Source organism: Francisella philomiragia subsp. philomiragia ATCC 25015 (assembly GCF_000156715.1).
GTDB classification, from domain to species: Bacteria; Pseudomonadota; Gammaproteobacteria; order Francisellales; family Francisellaceae; genus Francisella; species Francisella philomiragia.
Window position 1 is genome coordinate 110,619 of sequence record NZ_DS999316.1, and the last position, 18,916, is coordinate 129,534.

Below are 18,916 nucleotides of genomic sequence, written 5' to 3' on the forward strand. Positions count from 1 at the left end.
AATAAAAAGGAATTATTTTAATAATGCTTTTTGATGTATAATTCGAGTCGAAGTTTAATAATCTTTTTTAACATATGCTTGTAGATAAATATATTTCTCATAGAGGTGCTAATAGTGATGCTGTTGAGAATACAATAGACGCTTTTCAAATTGCTAAGAGTGCTGGTTTTAACTGGTTTGAAACAGATGTGCAAATGAGTTCTGATGGGGAATTATTTTTATTTCATGATGATACTCCACAAAGATTTTCTAGTATTTCTGAAAATGTCACAAATATGTCATGGTCTGAACTAAAAGCTATAGAACTTATTCATCCTGTAGTCAAATCAAAGGCAAAGGTATTAGCTTTGAAAGAGTATCTTGAGTGGGCAGAGCATAATAATGTTTTTTTGAATCTAGAAATTAAAGTAAGTAATGAAAACATAAATTATCAAAAGGTCTTAGTCAATAAAGTTATAGGTCTGCTTGGAGCTTATCCAAATATGAAATCAAAGATTCTATTATCAAGCTTCTCAAAAGTGGTAATGAGAGAATTAAGAAGACATAAAGATTTCACTCAAGGCAAACTTTTTTATACCACTAACTGGGTTAGGGATTTTGAGTATATTGATGGTAAGCTTTATAGAAACTTTATTAAAAACAGATATATAGCAGTCATAATAAATTATAGTTGCTTAACTCATTCAAGAGTTAAATATTTAAAACGCAAATTTGGTAAAGTTTTTGTTTATTCTGTTTACACAGATGATGAAATTAAACAATTACTTGAATGGCAAGTTGATGCTATATTCATTGATAAAAAAGAACAGTTAAACCTTAGTATTTAAATATTTAAATGCTCTTTTAAAAGGTGCTCCACATTTATGATAATATCTTCACTATATGGACAGCCTTCAGGGTAAAAATATTTCAGCTCTATAAATCCTTCAGCAATTCTATATTTGAAAGTAACAAATGAATATTTTTCTTTTATAGTTTCAAGCTTTTCGGCAAGCAGGCTTTCACCTATATTATGAATATTCCATCGTTTACGGATTATTTTTCTGTTTTTTGATTTATTGGTTAAATTTAAGGCTTCAAGCATTGGTATACATTCTTTAGGAGGTCCTGGGAAAGCAAATATAAATCTATTAGAATCGAACTCTAGTTTGAATCCATTGGCGGTACCATTTTGATTTATTATAATCTTTGCATCAGTAGGGAACATAGCTTGTTTTTTAGTTCCCAAAGTGATTTTGCCATATTTAGCTAGCATTCTTTTTTCTAATTTATGCCATGATGAATCATCCAAAAGCATATCTTTTTTGAAGTATTTTGCTATGGACTCTGTGGTTAAATCATCTTCAGTTGGTCCTAAACCACCGATAGTAATAATATTTTTATGATTAGATCTTAGAAAATCAATGCTAGAAATAATATCTTCATAACTATCTTTGCAACTGATATGAAATCCTATTTCAAACCCATTACTTACTAGATATTTAGCAAAGTTACTTGAGTTTGTATTAACAATATCACCGTCAACAATCTCATCACCAATAGCTATAAAGCCAAAGTCATATCTCATATTCTTCCTTATGATTTTTTATTGATTTATTAAAATCCGCTATTCTTGAACATAATTTTTATGTATCATGATTTGTGAAGTATATATTATCTGTATACAACATTGAATATCTAAGGAGTCTTAAATGAAAATACTATCTACTAATGTTTATGTGGGACCTAACATCTATGCAAACTTTCCTGTTATAAAGCATGAGATTGATTTAGGCGTACTTGAAAACTGGCCATCTGCGAAGATTGGTGAGGATTTTATAAATCGACTTGTGGATAGTTTACCAGGATTGGAAGAGCATGGTTGTTCTTATAGAGAGAAAGGCGGCTTTATCCGCAGATTAAGAGAAGATGATGGAACTTGGATGGGACATATTTGGGAGCATGCAATACTTGAGCTTCAAGATATGGCTGGTAGTGATGTTACCTATGGTCGTACAAGATCTACAGGCGAAGCAGGTCACTATAATATGGTTTATGAATATAAGCAGAAAGATGTTGGTCTAAGAGCTATGGAGTTAGCTAGAGACTTATTAGTATCTTTATTACCTGAAGAGCTTAAGAAACAAGTAGAACATAAGAACGAAGACTTTGATTTTGAATATGAGAAGGTTAGATTTATTAAATTTGCTCAAAGCAAAGAGTTTGGACCAAGTACAGCCTCATTGATTGAAGCTGCTAAAAAAAGAGATATTCCATATCTTAGACTAAATGATCAGTCATTAGTGCAATTTGGTTATGGTAAATATCAGCAAAGAATTCGAGCAACAATAACTGGTAAGACAACTAGTATTGCGGTTGATTTATCATGCGATAAAAATCAGACTAACACCATATTGGAAGGTTTGGGGCTTCCAATGCCTAAGCAAAGAATGGTAACCACAGAAGAAGGTGCTTTAAGAGCTGCAAAAATTCTAGGTTTTCCACTGGTTGTTAAGCCTTTAGACGGTAATCATGGTCGTGGTATATCGATCAACTTAAAAACAATGCAAGAGATTAAGGAAGCTTTTGTTGAAGCGAGTAAAGTATCTAGATATGTTTTAGTAGAGCAATTTGCAACAGGCTTTGATCATAGAATGTTGGTAGTTGATGGTAAGCTTGTTGCAGTTGCAAAAAGAGTACCTGGACATGTTGTGGGTGATGGGAAACATAACATAAAAGAATTAGTTGATATCGTGAATGAAGATCCGCGTAGAGGTGTCGGACATGAGAAAGTTTTAACAAAATTAGAGCTAGATTATCAGGCTAAGACTTTGTTGAAGGCAGCGGGATATGACGAAAACACTATCCTTAAAGAAGGAGAGATTTTCTATTTAAGATCTACAGCTAATCTTTCAACTGGTGGTACTGCTATAGATGTGACGGATATAGTCCATCCAGATAATAAAGATATGGCAGAAAGAGCTATAAAGGCTATAGGACTTGATGTTGGTGGTGTTGATTTCTTGATAGATGATATTTCTCAATCATACCATGATATTGGTGGCGCTATTTGTGAGTGTAATGCTGCTCCAGGATTTAGAATGCACGTAGCTCCTAGTGAAGGTAAACCAAGAGATGTAGCTGGAGCTGTTATTGATATGCTAATTCCTAAAGAGTATGGTAACGCTAGAATTCCTATTGCTGCTATCACAGGAACAAATGGTAAAACTACAACTTCGCGTATGGTTGCCCATATGTGGAAAAATGCTGGTAAGATCGTAGGTTTAACAACTACTGATGGTGTATATATCAATGGTAAGTTGACAGTTGCTGGAGATACTACAGGTCCAACTTCTGCACAGATGGTTTTAAAAGACCCATCAGTAGAAATGGCAATCTTAGAGACAGCTAGAGGTGGATTACTAAGAAGTGGTATGGGATATGATTATTGTAATGTTGGAGCATGTCTAAATGTTTCATCCGATCATTTAGGTCTTAAGGGGATAAATACATTAGAAGATTTGGCTAAAGTCAAGAGTATTGTTCCTCAAGCAGCAAAAGATGTTGCGGTATTAAATGCTGATGATCCAAACGTACTTAAGATGTCAGCTAAAGTAACAGCAAAGCACATATTATATGTAACGATGAATCCAGAACATGCTTTAGTCAAGCAACATATACGTGCTGGTGGAAAAGCTTGTATCATCGAGAAGGGTGTTAATGGAGACATGATTACAATTTTTGATAATAATGTTCACATACCAGTTTTATGGACTCATCTAATACCAGCTACTATGGAAGGCAAGGCTATTCATAATGTTCAAAACTCTATGTTTGCTATTGCAATATGTTATAGTATGGGTATGAGTTTAGATGATCTTAGAGATGGTCTAAGAACGTTTGTTACATCATTTTATCAAGCACCAGGGCGTATGAACTGGTTTGAAGAGCATCCATTTAAGGTGCTTATGGACTATGGCCACAATCCTGCTGCAATCAAACTTGTAAGTCAGATGATTGATAATATGGAATTTTCTGGTAAGAAAATATGTGTATTAGCATCACCAGGTGACAGACGAGATCAAGATGTCTACGAGATAGCAAAAACAGCAGCACCTTATTATGATTATTTTATATGTAAAGGTGATGATGATACTCGTGGAAGAGCAGATGGTGAAATTCCTAGAATGCTTAAAGAGGGATTGATTGAGGCTGGTGTTGATGCTTCTAGAATTGAAACTATTCAAAGTGAGCAGAAGGCTGTAGATCATGCTCTTAGTATGGCACAGGATGGCGATTTGGTTGTTATATTTGCTGATAAGCTCAAGAGAACTTGGAAACAAATCATTTATTTTAACAAAAATGAAGATGATGATAAGAAAGAGCACAAAATTGAAAAAAGAGAGATGTTCTCTGCTTCAGTAATAGCTCAAGATCCTAGTTTATCATTGGAGATCTCTGAGGTTATCAAAGCTGGTGTTATAGCTGATGAAAGTGGTGTTAGAGTTATTTTCGATGAAGAAGATAATGACTAATTGTTTGGTTTTTATTATTTAATGGAGCCTTTGTATGATTCCTGAAGGTTATTCACGTAGACTTGTTGGACCTAATCTGTTTTTTAAAGAAACTGGAACAGTTCTAGATGTACCACTTATAGATAATCGCGATAAATTAACAAAACTTTTCTACCAAGAGGCAGAAAGGATACTTCCAGCTCTTGGTTGGGAGTATATAAAATTGACACATAAGTTTTTTAATAATGGTGTCCGTTATGCGATGGTCGCGCCTGTAGATATTACTATGCCAGCGTGTGATGTTATTGACTTTATTTGGTTATCTGTTAGGGAAGGTTTTGAAACTGGTGTTTTTAAGTCTCTTGATGAGGCGAAAGACAAGTTATTACCTTTGATAAATGAAGATAAGAACTTAACTTATAGAAAACTCTATGATTTAGCTAAATCTAAAGGTTTTAATGCTTTTAGAGATAAAAATAAAGCTTTTGTTGGTTCTGGTACTGGTTGTTATGAGTTTGATCTAGACAACGACAAAATTGAAGATGTTGATTGGTCAAAAGTTTATGATATTCCAGCTGTGATTGTGACAGGTACTAACGGCAAGACAACTACAGTTAGATTGACTGATTATATTTGTCGCACTGCTGGTAAGCTTACTGGTTACACATCTACAGATTGGGTTAAAGTTAATGATGAGTTGATAGATGAGGGAGACTATTCTGGTCCAACAGGTCATCAATTTGTTTTGACAAACAAAAAAGTAGAAGTTGCTTTGCTTGAGTCTGCTCGTGGAGGTCTCCTAAAGAGAGGCTTGATAGAGACTTATGTAAATGCAGCAGCTGTTACCAACGTTTCTGCAGATCATCTAGGTGAAGATGGGATTGAAACAGTTGCAGAACTAGCAGAAGCGAAAGCGATTGTATTTCGAACAATGGGCAAAGACTCTCATGCTGTAATCAATTTAGATAATTTCTATATGAAACAGCAGTTTGATAAATTAAGTTGCGCTAAAATCATTGTTACACAAGATCCTGATCAACATGATATGGATTACTACTTGTCAAAGGCTGATTATGCTTGTGTAGTGGAGAATGGTATTTTCACATGGATTGATAAAAAATCTAAAAAGCAAATTCTTCCTGTGGTGGATGCTCCTTTAACAGTTAAAGGCTTTGCTAAGCATAATATTGAAAATGCTATGATTGCTATAGCTTTATCATTTAAACTTGGCATTGATTTTGATTATATTGAAAAGGCGCTTAGAAGCTACAAGAATGATCCTAAAGTTAATAGAGGCCGAGCAAATATTTTTGAATTTGATAATAAAGTTGCTGTTCTTGATTACGCCCATAATGAAGCTGGTATGGAAGCTTTATTAAATATGATAAAAGCCTACGATAAAGGTGGTAAGAAATATTTAATGATAGGAACCACAGGGGATCGCAAATACTTAATTTCTGGAATTAATGACATTATACTCGAACATGGTATAGATTTCGTGGTTATCAAAGAAACTGAGAAGTATCTTAGAGGAGCAAAACCTCTTGAGTTACCTACGCTAATCCGTGATGATTTAGAAAGAAAGGGCTTTGACATCTCAAAAACTTATATTTCACATGGAGAGTTAATAGGGGTTAAATACATACTAGATATGCTTGAAGATAATGATATAGGTATTTTTTGTTGCCAAGCAGAGCTGGAAGAAGTTGCAAATTATCTTGAAAATTTAGCCGATAAATAACTATCTATTTAGTAGGCAAACAACATGTGTTGCGATGCCTTCTTTCCTACCTATAAATCCTAATTGTTCAGTAGTTGTTGCTTTTATGTTTATTTGATTAACTTGTATTTCAAGTACATTTGCCAAGCAAGCTTTCATTTTTTCTATATGAGGAAGCATTTTAGGTGCTTGTGCAATAATGGTACAATCAATATTGCTTATCGAGTATTCTTTATGATCAAGCATTTTTTTTATTTCAGCTAAGAAAAATTTACTATCAGTATTTTTATACTCCATGTCAGTGTCTGGAAAATGTTTACCTATATCTCCAAGACATAATGCACCTAAAATAGCATCACAAAGAGCATGAATTAATACGTCACCATCAGAGTGAGCTTCTAGTCCCATTTTATATGGAATCTCGATTCCACCAATAATTATATTTTTTTTTGTAGATGTGAATTTGTGTACATCATATCCATGTCCAATTCGAAACGACATTATATAGTTCCTAGTCTTGTGTTACAGGATAGTTATTATTTAACCATGCATTGATGCCACCTTCTACAGATATAACACCTGTATAGCCCATACTTTTTAAGCTTTTAGCTGCTAATGCTGATCTGAAGCCACTACCACAGTATAAATATATTTTTTGATGTTTATTTGGAATTAGACTTTCAATTTTAACTTCTATTTGTCCTTTGCTAAGATGGGTAGCACCTTGAATATGGAATCTATTGAACTCAGAATCTTCTCTAACATCAAAAATCACACCATCTAGCTCATTAGAGTTTATCTTATCGTATAAATCTGTTACAGAGCATTCTTTGATATCAGATTTAGCATTATTGACAAGCCTTAAAAACTCATGAGGTCTAGCTTGATTAGGTGATTTAGTAGGATAGCCTTTAGCATTCCATGCTCTCCAACCACCATCAACAGAGATTACATTTTTATAACCCATCTCACGTAGTTTATCAGCTACGATAGCAGACCTAAAACCACCACCACAATAAAAATACATCTTTTGATTTTTGTTAGGAACTGCTGACTCAATAGCACTTTCGATAATTCCTTTACTAATATGAATCGCATTAGGAATGTATCCATTTGCAAATTCTGACTCTTCACGTGTATCAATAAGTAAACCATCAAGAGTTTCTGTTTCATTCATTTTGTTGATATCATCAACTGTACATTCTTGTATTCTACTTTTTGCATCGTTTACTAAATCTAAAAAACCTGATGTGTGTTGCATATCTATACCTTGTAGTTTTGTGATTAAATAACTATTTATATTTTATCTTTTTCTTTGCTTAAAGAGAATATTTAAAGAATATAATCAATAACTTGGAATATGATAATAATAATAGCAATAGCTAGAGCAAAGTTGTTAAGCTTGCTATTTTTCATTGATTTGTAAATTATTTCAAAATTACGGTTACGAAGTATTCTAACCATATTTAGTGGACATGAAACAAGCATTATTAGAGAAAATAGTCCAACAACAGATAGTGCTATTAAAAAAAGTTTTTTAAAATAATAGTTCAGGATTATCGGTAGCATAAAAAGCAGAAAGCTTAATAATATGTTTTTGCTTAGTGTTGATAGGTTGTTCATTTTGAATCTATCAAGTATTAGATCTTTTAATGCTAATGATAGAGTTATAAAAGCAGTTGTTACAGAAATTGTAATAAAGGTATAAATTAAAGTTATAACCTCAGAGGACTGAATATTAGCTTTGAGGATATATATAAGTTGAGTTACACTATCTTCAGAGCTAAGGGATTTTAAGACTTCAGCAAAACTATTTTTATCACCATAGATAGCTATATTGCCAAATATTGATACTATCCAGCATACATATATTACTAATATTATTAGAGATGCAACTATAATAATTCTTCTAATATCTTTTGGATGTGGTCCAACATAGTTCACAACACTAGGAACAATTATATGAGCTGAGAATGTTGTAGCTAGTATTGGTAAAGTAACTATAACTTCTTTTAGAGTACCAAAACTATAACTATCTAGCTTGGAGATATTTATAGACTTGAAAAGTAATAATATTGTAAATAATATGATAATAAGTTTTACGGTAAGAAAAACCCTATTAAGCCATTCTGCAGGTCCTGTACCTTTTAAAATAAATCCACCAAAAAGTATAACAAAACTAATTTCTATAATAATATAATTTATATCTAGTAGGCTTTCAAAAGATGAGCCTATTGCAGAGATATATGCTGCAAGCATTCCGTAAAGTATTCCAAAAGCACATATATAAACCAGAATAACTCCTGGTTTTTTGAAGAGTTTATGAGCAAGTCCTAGATAACTAATACCGCTTTCAAAATGTAGGCATGCTTCTGCAACAGCTAATGTTGAATATGTCATTAAAAGCCACATCAAAAACATTATGATGCAACCAATAACAACACCAAAGCTTGAAAGAATCATAGGAATAGCAAGGATACCTCCACCCAAAGAAGTACCTATAATTAAGAAAATACTACCAATTTGCTTATTTATACTTGTCAATTTTTAGAATAGTAAGTTTTATGTTTGAATAAATTAAAGCATATAAATTAACGATTATAAATTAATAAATGAAAGAAATAATTACCAAGCAGGTATTGCTGCACCATTCGGATAAAGTTTTTCAGCTAATTGTTTAACTTCATCAGTATTAAATGCTTGTACATACTCTTTAAGTTTAGGATTATCTTTTTGTGATTCTTTAACGGCAATAACATTTGCAAATGGAGAATCTTTAGGTTCTACAAAAAGAGCGTCTTTTAGACTTAACCCTGCTTTAGGGATATAGTCATTATTTACAATACCAAGATCGACATCGCCTAGGTTATTAGGGATTTGATCTGCTTGTAGAGCTATGATTTTTAGATTTTTTGGATTACTAGCTATGCTATCTGTAGTGGCTTTCCAAGTTATACCATCTTTAAGTTTGATTAATCCAGCATCTTGAAGAATCATTAGTGCTCTACCTTGGTTAGTAGGGTCATTAGGGATTGCTACTGTAGCGCCGTTTGGAATATCTTGGATATTTTTATATTTTTTAGAGAACATTCCCATTGGGTATAAGAAAGTCTTACCAATATAAGTAAGTTTATAACCAAACTGTTTGATTTGATTTTCTAAGAATGGAATGTGTTGGAAGACGTTTGCTTGCAACTCACCATCATTAAGTGCTCTATTAGGAATATTGTAATCACCAAATGTTACTAGATTTACGTCAAGATTATATTTTTCTTTAGCTATTTTTTTACTTAGCTGCATGATTTTATCTTGAGGAGGACTGGTAATATATCCTACAGTTATTTCATTTGTATTGGTAGTAGCTGCAGCATTTACATACAGCTGTGTACCACATGCACCCAATAGAATAGCTGTAATAATCCAAAGTGAAGTTAACTTCTTGGCTGTAACTAGATAGTTGCCGTATGATTGTGTAATTTGAACAAGTATAACTAACATAATTACACCACCAAGTAATAAAGTGTAATTACCGTAATTATAACCTTTGAAGTAAGTCAAATCACCTAGGCCGCCGCCACCAACGATACCAGCCATAGCTGAGAAACCGATTAGTGAAATACATGTTAAAGTAGCAGCATCAATTAACAAATTTTTTGATTCAGGAAGTAATACTTTAAAAATAATCTGTCTTTTAGTTGCTCCCATTGATTTGGCTGCTTCAATAAGCCCGTTATCAACTTCACGCAAAGCTGATTCAGTTAGTCGAGCATAAAATGGTAGGGCAGCGATAGCTAGAGGTACTATCGAAGCTGTAGTTCCTATTGTTGTGCCAACTATAAGTCTTGTTAGAGGGTATAGAAGTATTAGCAATATGATATATGGGATACTTCTAGTTATGTTTATAATAATACTAAATGTTTTATTAAATCCTTTAACGGCAACATTTTTACTATCTTGTGTTATATATAGTAATATGCCTAATAATATACCACCTATGACAGCTACTAAAGTAGCTATGAAAACCATAAAAATAGTTTCCCAAGTTGATTGAGCTATTAGGCTAAGCTCATGTAAACTAAATATTGTCTGCTGTTGCATAACCTAACACCTTTAAATTAACATCTTGGTTTGAAAGAAATCTTAATGCATTTTCCCAGTCTTGACGTTCACCTGTAATATGACAAATCGCAATCCCCACTATCTGCTCTTGGATTGTTTCTATATTCGCTTGGATAATACTTGCAGTAGCATTAAACTGACGAGAAATTTCAGCAATGATAGGCATCTTGCCTTTGTCTCCATAGAATGTTAGTTGTACTACTGGGTATGTATTATCATAACTGTAAGGATTATCATAAATTCTTTTAGCAATAAAATCTGGAACTTTTGTATGTATGCTTGTCTCAACAAAAGATCTTGTTACAGGTGCTTGGGGATCTAGGAATATGTCTAAGGTTTTACCCATTTCTGCAATACGACCTTTGTCAATAATTGCTACACGATCACAGATTTTTCTGACAACATCCATTTCATGTGTAATCAAAACTATTGTTAAGCCAAGTTCTTTATTTAATCTTTTAAGAAGTGCCAAAATCTGTTTTGTAGAAGTTGGATCTAGTGCCGATGTCGCTTCATCAGATAATAAAACTAAAGGATCTAAAGCCAAAGCTCGAGCAATAGCAACTTTTTGTTTTTGGCCTCCACTGAGCTCTTGAGGATATGCATTTGCTTTATTTGGAAGCTCTACCAGCTCTAAAAGCTCAAAAACTCTTTTTTTGATTTCAGCTTTTGGTATTCCTTGAATCTCAAGTGGAAGGGCGATATTCTCAAAAACATTACGAGATGATAGTAAGTTGAAATGCTGAAATATCATCGAAACTTTTTTGCGAAATTCTCTAAGCTGTTTTGGATTCTTCTTTGTAATATTCTCATCAGCAATGAATATTGAACCATCAGTAGGTTGCTCTAGAAGATTTAAGCATCTTAAAAGTGAGCTTTTGCCTGCACCACTATGACCTATTATACCAAATATCTCGCCTTGCTTAATATCAAGATTTATATTGTCAAGCACGAGATTGCTAGTATTATTTGATCTGTACTCTTTTTTTAAATTTTTAATTTGAATCATTTTTCGCCTTTGCTTTATCGCCAATTTTACTTTCTTGACCACTGATTAATCTTTGGATATTGCCTTTATGTTTTACAAGTATAATTATTGCTATTATCAAAAATGGCGTTGCCACCTGCAAATCAGATGTAAATATTACTGAAAAACTTGCTATAACAGTAGCTACTAATGCTGATAAAGATGAATAACGAGTAATCACAGCAACACATAACCAAGTAACAACAAATATTAAACCTAAAATCCAGCTAAATCCAAATAGTGTACCTATTAAAGTTGCAACACCTTTGCCTCCCTTGAAGCCAAAAAATATTGGGAATATATGGCCAAGAATTGCATATAATGCAGTACATGCAGTTATAAATTCATTACCAGTTAATACTTTAGCTAAAACTACAGGCACTAGACCTTTTAGTATATCAAAAGCAAGGGTGATGATTGCTGGAACCTTGCCACCTATTCTTAGAACATTTGTAGTTCCTGGGTTGCCAGAGCCAACACTTCTTGGAGATGGTAATCTAAATATATAACAGACAATAATTGCACTATTAATTGATCCCAAAAGATAAGCAAACACTAGCATGCTAAAATTTAAAAAGTTCATTGTTTTCCTTGATGATTTTAAAACTATTTGAGTTATTATAAGAGATAATACTATCTAGGCAATATCTTCGCTAGCTATTTTTATAACTTTGTTATAGGATTAGTAGCTTAAAAAACTTATTCATTAATTTCTGTTTCAAAAGGTTAAATTTTATGACTGTAATGAAGTTCGACTTGATCAAAAAAGAAGGCAAAGCTAGAAGAGGAAAAATAAGCTTCCCAAGAGGAGATATTCAGACTCCTGCATTTATGCCAGTAGGGACTTATGGAGCTGTTAAATCACTATCTCCTGTTGAGTTAAAAGAAATGGGTGCTGATATTATCTTGGGTAATACATTTCATTTATGGTTACGTCCTGGTACTGAAATTATCAAAAAACATGGTACTTTACATGATTTCAACGGTTGGGATAAGCCTATACTTACAGACTCAGGGGGATTTCAAGTCTTTAGTTTGGGTAAAATGCGTAAGCTTACAGAAGAAGGCGTTACATTTAAATCACCAATTAACGGTTCAAAAGTTTTTTTATCTCCTGAGATATCAATGCAAGTCCAAAGAGATCTTGGCTCTGATATTGTAATGTGTTTTGATGAGTGCACACCATATCCAGCTACTGAAAAAGAAGCAAAAGATTCTATGGAACTCTCTATGCGTTGGGCAAAAAGATCAAAAGATGCTCATGGAGATAATCCATCTGCATTATTTGGAATTATTCAGGGTGGAATGTATGAGCATTTACGTGATGAGTCTCTAAAAGCTTTAAAAGAAATAGATTTCGATGGTTTTGCTATAGGTGGATTATCTGTGGGTGAGCCAAAGGAAGATATGATTAGAATCCTTGATCATACTGCTCATCAGATGCCAGAAGATAAGCCGAGATACTTGATGGGTGTAGGTACGCCAAAGGATTTAGTAGAAGCTGTTTATCGTGGTGTTGATATGTTTGATTGTGTAATGCCGTCACGAAACGCTCGCAATGGTCATATGTTTACATCAGAAGGTGTTGTTAGAATTAGAAATGCCAAACACAAGGATGATGTGTCTCCATTAGATCCAAACTGTGATTGTTATACTTGTCAAAATTTTAGTCGTAGTTATTTGCACCACCTAGATAAAACTCAAGAGATATTAGGTTCAAGATTAAATACAATCCACAATTTAACATATTACCAAAATCTGATGAAAAATATTCGCCAAGCTCTAGAAGAGGGTAGATTTGAAGAGTTTAGGAAGGAGTTTTTGGAGAACTATAAAGGCTAAATTTTATAGAAAATTTTATGTAGCATTATAAACATAGAGTTAAAAATAAGAACTCAATAATTTTTTGATAATATCAAAATTAGTTGTTTCAGAATCTCTAGCCAAAAGATAATAGGATTTTCCAGTGTGATAGCTTTTTTGTGGTGGTACATAAAGAAATCCATTTTTGATGTGTTCCTGAATTAAAAGTCTATCTGTAACAAAAAATCCAATACCTGAAAAGCAAGCCTGAATTGCTTGAAGAGAATTTTTGAAGATTATATTTTTGTTAGGCTTTTTTGAGATGTTGTTGTGCTGTGCCCAGAGTTGATAATCATCAATACGAATTTTATCATCTACATAAATTAACTTTTGTTTTGATGTTATTTCTGAGTAACTTTCACCAAAGTGTTTATTGTTGCAAACTAGTATTAATTCGCCATCTGCTAGTTTGAATTTGTGCTTATTGTTAAAATCACTATCTATACCATATTCTATGCTTATATCTATATCATCATAGTTAAAATCGACTTTTTTACCCAAAGTTACAAGTTGTATTTCAACGTTTGCTAAAGAGTCTATTAAGTCATCTAGTTTTGGGATTAGCCAATTTGCACAAAGTGTAGTCATACAGTTTATTGATAATTTTTTAGCACGTTGTTTTTTTAGGATCTCTGTTGCATTGTGAATTTCTGATACTAGAGGGTCTATCATTGTGTAGTATTCTTTGGCTAAGTCAGTAATAACTAGATTTCTTTTATCCGTGATAAATAGTTTTTTATTAAGGTGATTTTCTAATTTTTTTATAGATTGGCTTACAGCAGAGTGAGTCATAAATAGCTGTTCTGCAGCTTTAGTATAACTTTGTGTTTTCATTACTGCTATAAATACTGGTAATGAGTTTAAGGGAGGTAAGTCATTTTTTTTAATCATATTATGTAAGAAAAACTTACTTATAATGTAAGAATAAAGCGTTTTACAGATTGGTGCAAGAGTTATATTATTCTTATATCTTAAATTCATGGAGTAAAGAAAAATGAACCGAATTAATAACTTTATAAGTTTATGGTTTATGACGGTTTCTGCAGCTCTGATAGCTTTTGGCTCATTTGCACGCAAGTATCTGATACAAATAGATGGGATCTACTTAACCATGTTAGTTTCATTTGTTGGTGGAGGCATACTTATGTGGTGGGTTGTAAGTATTTCTTCCTTTTCAAGGGTTGCTCCTTTCGCTTGGCGTTCAATATTTATTAGGGTGGTGTTTAGTCTATTTGCACAGTTATTTTTCTTTATAAGTTTAAGTAATGGCTCATTATTGATTACCATTTTACTATTTAATACTAGTCCTTTATTTATTCCAGTTATTAGGTTTTTGTTTTATAAGCAGAGTGTTAGTTACTTTAATTTTGCTTGTATTATTATTAGCTTTTTGGGAATTTATCTTATACTGGGTGTTGGAGAAGGTAATGTTAATACATATAATCTTTGCGCTCTTTTTGCGGGAGTTTTAAATGCAGCATCTCAAGTTGTTTTATACAATGCAAGCAAAAAAGAAGATGTGTTTATTATAAATCTTTGGATATATACATTTATAGGAATATTTTTATTATTATTGCTACCGTTTAACATGTCTGCTATATCTAGCTTAAATGAGGTGTCAATGAAGCCTGTAGTCATTTGGGTATCAGTAGCTATAATTATATTTGGTATTAGTTCACAGATTTTTAGAGTAAAAGCCTTTAAGTACACTAAAGATCCTTCACTAATAGCCCCAGCTATGTATTTTTCAGTAATAGTTGCAGCACTATTAGATGTTGTGTTTTATGATAGCTCTATAGGTTATATGGAGATGATAGGAATTTTGATGGTGTGTGTTTCGAGCATATTGTCTTTAATAAGAAAATAATAAGAGGAAAAGAAATGAAAAATAAAATCGTGATTGTTGCAGACTTTATAAATGAGATAGTCGATGAGAAAGGCGTTTTTGGAGCTCATAACGCTAAGAGAGTTAAAGATGATAAAACTATGGAAAAGGCAAATCAATTAATTGCATGGGCAAGAGAAAATAATATTATGATTGCCCATGTTAAGGTTGGTTTTAGTAAAGATTATAAGGAGTGTTCAAAAGTTTCTCCTATGTTTAAACAAGCTCCTGAATATGGTGTTTTGCAGTTAGATACTTGGGCAACAGATTTTCATCCAAATATGGACGTCCAAGAGCATGATATAATAATTACAAAGCATCGTGTAAGTGCATTATATGGAACTAATCTTGAAGTTATTTTACGAGCAAATAATGTTCAAGATGTTATTATTTGTGGAGTATCGACTAGTTATGTGATAGAGTCTACAGTTAGAGAACTACATGATCGTGATTACAGTGTTACAGTTGTAGCTGATGCTTGTAATGCCAGTAGCCAAGAAGCGCATGAAGCAAGTTTGTCAAATCTAAATAAAATTGCTAGAATTATATGCGTAGATAATTTATTGAAGGGAGAGTGTTTTGGTAATTAAACTTACTCCCTTTTTGCTGTACCATGATATAATACACCGTATTGCATATAGAGAGTAAATAATATGAAAAAAATAACTTCTTTCTTTGTTGGGACAATGATCTCAATTTCATTATTCAGTTTCTCGTATTCATTCAATGATACTGAGAATTTGCTGTATCTTCAGGCTTACTATAACAAACAAAACGTTGAAAAAGTTAATACTTTTAAGCAGGGTTCCAGAATGTCTAGATATTCAACAAATTTGAAAGTTGACGATTATAGATAATTGTAGTCATAAAATTTTTAAAGTTATTCCAGAATAAAAACTACTCAATTAACCTAATAGATCTTCCTGTTATCTTCATTTAACTATATAGTATTTAGTTGATAAAACTATTTATATGAGTATTAATTTAGCTAAGGACTTGTTATGGCATCTATAGATATATCTCAAGATATTAAAAAAAGTTTGTTTGATAAAGATATCGATCGTAAAAAGGCTATACTTCTTACGTTTGTAGCATTTTTGTTTACTGGTTTTCAGTGTGCTATTTATGGCATGTTGACAGTACCGATTTCACAGCATTTTAATATTGATTCTAATACTATTATATTTTTTGATGGTTTCGGTTTATGGGGGCAGATTTTAGCAATGGCGACTGGAGGCATCCTTATCAAAAAATTTAAAGGCAAAAATACTTTAATAGTTGCTGCGTTATTTATGATTATAGGGTCAATTTTATCGATATTTGCTCCAGATATTTATGTTTATACAGCAATGACTTTTATATGTAATATGGCTGTTGGTTATGTGTTAGTGTCATGTAACTATATTGTGATGGGAACTGTAGAGAAACAAGGTGAATCTGAAGGTAAACTTAGCCTTTTAAATGTATTTTTTAGTCTTGGTTTTTTATCTAGTGCTTTTATAGTTGGGAATATTCTTTTTTATACTAGTTGGCAGGCAGTATTTGTGGTTGTCATGGTTTTATTTATCATATTTATATTATTTTTGTTGTCTCTTCGAATTAATGAGAAAATTGAACAGGGCGTAATCACTAAGGTAGAAAATACATCGCAACCTAGATTTATATTTTTGTCTAAGCCTATTATTTTAATGGCTATAGCACTATTTTGTATAGTTTATACAGAGCAGATAATGAACTACTATAATCAACCGCATTTACATTTTGATTTGGGCTTTAATATGAAAGATGTAGGTCTGCTAGTGGCTGTTTATATAGGTTCTCAACTTTTGGGTAGGATCTTTTTTGGTAAATTTTTATTACCTAGAGTAAGGATTGAGCGTTATCTTGTGGTGTCAGGGTTAGTTTTTGCTTTTGCTATATTCATTTTCATATATACAAAATCATTTGTCCTAGTACTAATTTTAATGGCTATACTAGGGTTTAGTGACTCATGTATATATCCATCTGTTTTAGGTTATGCAATGGATAAGCTTCCACATGTATCAAGTGGAGCAACATCATTTTTAGTAACTGTGGGTGCAATAGGTATTCCGTTAGGAACATCCCTATCTGGTATGCTTGGTAACTTATTAGGGCGTGAGCCTGCAATGTTAGTAGGGCCAGTTATGCTTTTGGTATTGGTTACATTGGTAGTGATTGTACACAATTTAAAAGTCGTGAAATAGTGGGAGTGTTATGTCTAATATAGATCAGATAAAAAAATTTATTCAAAGCTCAAAATGTGTATACAAAAATATAGAGATACCAGAGGGTGGTAGTATTAACTATATGAATGAGGATTTGAAGCCTATCCTTGAAAATAAACTTACATCTGCTCAAGCAAAAATCATACTAAATAAATATCATAAAGCTTTTGATATAGGTTTAACTAAGACAGGTTTTCCTAAAGCAGCGGAAAGAGATACAAACGATGATGCTACAAACTATGATGCTGTATGGGTGCGTGATGCAATTTGGGTGTATTATTATTTTAGTGAATTTAGAGAAAATGATGCTAAAACTCTAATTAACAAGCTTTATGAATATTATGATTCGCCGGCACAACAGAGACGTTTTGAAGATATTATAGCAAATTTAGAGTTAGCAGCAGATAAAATGGCTGTTCCGCATATCCGTTTTGATAGCTCTAGTGATTGCTATGATGATGTGATGATAAATGGTAAACCACAAATATGGAACCATAAGCAGATGGATGCTCATGGACTTTTTTTGTTAGCTCTAAATGATGCTTATCAAAAACAGATATTTAATGTAAATGATTCAGAATTGTTAGCGTTTTTAGAGAGGTTTTTTGGCTTCTTAAAGGCAATAAAATATTATGAATATGCTGATGCAGGTGCATGGGAAGAAATTGATAGGGTAAATACAAGTAGTATTTCTTTGGTGGCGAATGCTGCTAGGCAATGGAAAAGTATTTTAGATAATAAAAACCTTAAGTTATCACTAAATTTACAACAGCTAAGTGATTTAGGTATAAATAAAGTTAAAACTCAAATAGCTAGAGGAGGTGAATCACCACTTTATGATGCGGATGATATTTGTTACCGTGAGAGTGATGCTGCGATGTTGCATATTTTTACACCATACTTTAGTGATGATTTAGAATTTGCTGAATATCAAAAAACTTTAGCTCTAGTAGGAGATCTTATCCGTGATTATGGAGTGATACGTTACAAAGGGGATAGTTATCAATCTGGTAATTTTTGGTTTGAAGATGATAGTATAGCAAAAGAAAGCTTAACAGATGATGCCTCAAGTGTAGAAGAATTTGCAAAAAGAGCTAAAGGTAGATTTGAAGATTCTGAAGCGCAATGGTTTTTTGATAGCATGTTAGCTTTAGCGATGATGAATCTATATGATAAATATTCACAAGAATTTAACAAAGATAAGTATTTTAATAAAGTTGCTTGGCATCTCAAAAGAGCTTTAGCTCAAATGACAGCTAGTGATTATATAACAGCAGATGGACAGCCAGTTAATGCAGAACTGTTACCCGAGAGTATAAATGTTATTATTTTTGATGAGCAAAGGTATTATTTACCATCTCCTATTACTCCACTTAATTGGGCGAAAGCTTCATTAGCAACAGCGCTTAAAAAATTTAGTAATTATAATATTGAATAAAAGCCACAAATTAGAATGTCCAACTTTCTAATAAAACACTTATTCTAATCTTATTATTAGTCTTTAATTGATTAAGTACTACTACTAATGTAAAATTCCTACGTTTAAAAATTAAAAATTTTCGG

At 32.5% G+C, this 18,916-nt stretch carries 17 protein-coding genes; 9 read left to right on the forward strand and 8 right to left on the reverse strand.

Going from position 1 to position 18,916, the window contains the following annotated elements:
• The first annotated feature begins 74 nt into the window (after nucleotides 1–74).
• Complete coding sequence (locus FTPG_RS05920) at nucleotides 75–827, forward strand: glycerophosphoryl diester phosphodiesterase (RefSeq protein ID WP_004287516.1); 753 nt, start codon at nucleotides 75–77, stop codon at nucleotides 825–827.
• Here the strand turns inward: FTPG_RS05920 and FTPG_RS05925 are convergent.
• The gene (locus FTPG_RS05925) at nucleotides 824–1,567 is read right to left on the reverse strand and encodes a competence/damage-inducible protein A (RefSeq protein WP_004287517.1); all 744 of its coding nucleotides are present in this window, start codon (nucleotides 1,565–1,567) and stop codon (nucleotides 824–826) included. The genes FTPG_RS05920 and FTPG_RS05925 overlap by 4 nt on opposite strands.
• 124 nt (nucleotides 1,568–1,691) lie before the next feature.
• On the opposite strand from FTPG_RS05925, the gene cphA reads away from it, so the two are divergent.
• Together cphA and FTPG_RS05935 are read left to right on the forward strand one after the other, a co-directional pair.
• Nucleotides 1,692–4,514, forward strand: a complete 2,823-nt coding sequence (gene cphA / locus FTPG_RS05930; protein WP_004287518.1) for a cyanophycin synthetase — start codon at nucleotides 1,692–1,694, stop codon at nucleotides 4,512–4,514.
• Nucleotides 4,515–4,548: 34 nt separating this feature from the next.
• Nucleotides 4,549–6,234, forward strand: coding sequence for a Mur ligase family protein (locus tag FTPG_RS05935; RefSeq protein WP_004287519.1), 1,686 nt, complete (start codon nucleotides 4,549–4,551; stop codon nucleotides 6,232–6,234).
• On the opposite strand, the gene ispF is transcribed toward FTPG_RS05935, so the two are convergent.
• The 6 genes from ispF to plsY form a co-directional block, all read right to left on the reverse strand.
• Nucleotides 6,235–6,714, reverse strand: a complete 480-nt coding sequence (ispF, locus tag FTPG_RS05940; protein WP_004287520.1) for a 2-C-methyl-D-erythritol 2,4-cyclodiphosphate synthase — start codon at nucleotides 6,712–6,714, stop codon at nucleotides 6,235–6,237. It lies immediately after the preceding gene.
• A gap of 10 nt (nucleotides 6,715–6,724) precedes the next feature.
• Nucleotides 6,725–7,474: a rhodanese-like domain-containing protein gene (locus FTPG_RS05945; RefSeq protein ID WP_004287521.1), complete on the reverse strand. Its 750-nt coding sequence runs from the start codon at nucleotides 7,472–7,474 to the stop codon at nucleotides 6,725–6,727.
• 71 nt (nucleotides 7,475–7,545) lie between these two features.
• Nucleotides 7,546–8,757, reverse strand: a complete 1,212-nt coding sequence (locus FTPG_RS05950; protein WP_004287522.1) for an amino acid permease — start codon at nucleotides 8,755–8,757, stop codon at nucleotides 7,546–7,548.
• Between the two features lie 81 nt (nucleotides 8,758–8,838).
• A complete protein-coding gene (locus tag FTPG_RS05955; RefSeq protein WP_004287523.1) occupies nucleotides 8,839–10,311 on the reverse strand; it encodes a MetQ/NlpA family ABC transporter substrate-binding protein in 1,473 nt (490 codons plus the stop codon).
• Nucleotides 10,289–11,341, reverse strand: a complete 1,053-nt coding sequence (locus tag FTPG_RS05960; RefSeq protein ID WP_012280834.1) for a methionine ABC transporter ATP-binding protein — start codon at nucleotides 11,339–11,341, stop codon at nucleotides 10,289–10,291. Before FTPG_RS05960 ends, FTPG_RS05955 begins: the two co-directional genes overlap by 23 nt.
• Nucleotides 11,328–11,942 (reverse strand): glycerol-3-phosphate 1-O-acyltransferase PlsY, encoded by a 615-nt coding sequence (gene plsY / locus FTPG_RS05965; protein WP_004287525.1) that lies wholly within the window; start codon nucleotides 11,940–11,942, stop codon nucleotides 11,328–11,330. The genes FTPG_RS05960 and plsY overlap by 14 nt, the downstream gene beginning before the upstream one ends.
• Before the next feature lie 152 nt (nucleotides 11,943–12,094).
• Between plsY and tgt the strand changes: the two genes are divergently transcribed.
• On the forward strand, nucleotides 12,095–13,201 hold the full coding sequence (gene tgt, locus FTPG_RS05970; protein ID WP_004287526.1) for a tRNA guanosine(34) transglycosylase Tgt: 1,107 nt from the start codon (nucleotides 12,095–12,097) through the stop codon (nucleotides 13,199–13,201).
• A 39-nt stretch (nucleotides 13,202–13,240) separates the two neighbouring features.
• On the opposite strand, the gene FTPG_RS05975 is transcribed toward tgt, so the two are convergent.
• Nucleotides 13,241–14,113, reverse strand: a complete 873-nt coding sequence (locus tag FTPG_RS05975) for a LysR family transcriptional regulator (protein WP_004287527.1) — start codon at nucleotides 14,111–14,113, stop codon at nucleotides 13,241–13,243.
• Nucleotides 14,114–14,216: 103 nt separating this feature from the next.
• Here FTPG_RS05975 and FTPG_RS05980 point away from each other — a divergent pair, with 103 nt between their 5' ends.
• From FTPG_RS05980 to FTPG_RS05995, 5 genes are all read left to right on the forward strand, one after another.
• Nucleotides 14,217–15,089 carry a DMT family transporter gene (locus tag FTPG_RS05980; RefSeq protein ID WP_004287528.1) on the forward strand — a complete coding sequence of 291 codons (873 nt, stop codon included), beginning with the start codon at nucleotides 14,217–14,219 and terminating at the stop codon, nucleotides 15,087–15,089.
• A gap of 14 nt (nucleotides 15,090–15,103) precedes the next feature.
• Nucleotides 15,104–15,697: a cysteine hydrolase family protein gene (locus tag FTPG_RS05985; protein ID WP_004287529.1), complete on the forward strand. Its 594-nt coding sequence runs from the start codon at nucleotides 15,104–15,106 to the stop codon at nucleotides 15,695–15,697.
• 63 nt (nucleotides 15,698–15,760) lie between these two features.
• A complete protein-coding gene (locus FTPG_RS09665) occupies nucleotides 15,761–15,964 on the forward strand; it encodes a hypothetical protein (RefSeq protein ID WP_004287530.1) in 204 nt (67 codons plus the stop codon).
• A 144-nt stretch (nucleotides 15,965–16,108) separates the two neighbouring features.
• Nucleotides 16,109–17,332, forward strand: a complete 1,224-nt coding sequence (locus FTPG_RS05990; protein ID WP_004287531.1) for an MFS transporter — start codon at nucleotides 16,109–16,111, stop codon at nucleotides 17,330–17,332.
• A 10-nt stretch (nucleotides 17,333–17,342) separates the two neighbouring features.
• Nucleotides 17,343–18,791 (forward strand): hypothetical protein, encoded by a 1,449-nt coding sequence (locus FTPG_RS05995; RefSeq protein ID WP_004287532.1) that lies wholly within the window; start codon nucleotides 17,343–17,345, stop codon nucleotides 18,789–18,791.
• Nucleotides 18,792–18,916: the final 125 nt, after the last annotated feature.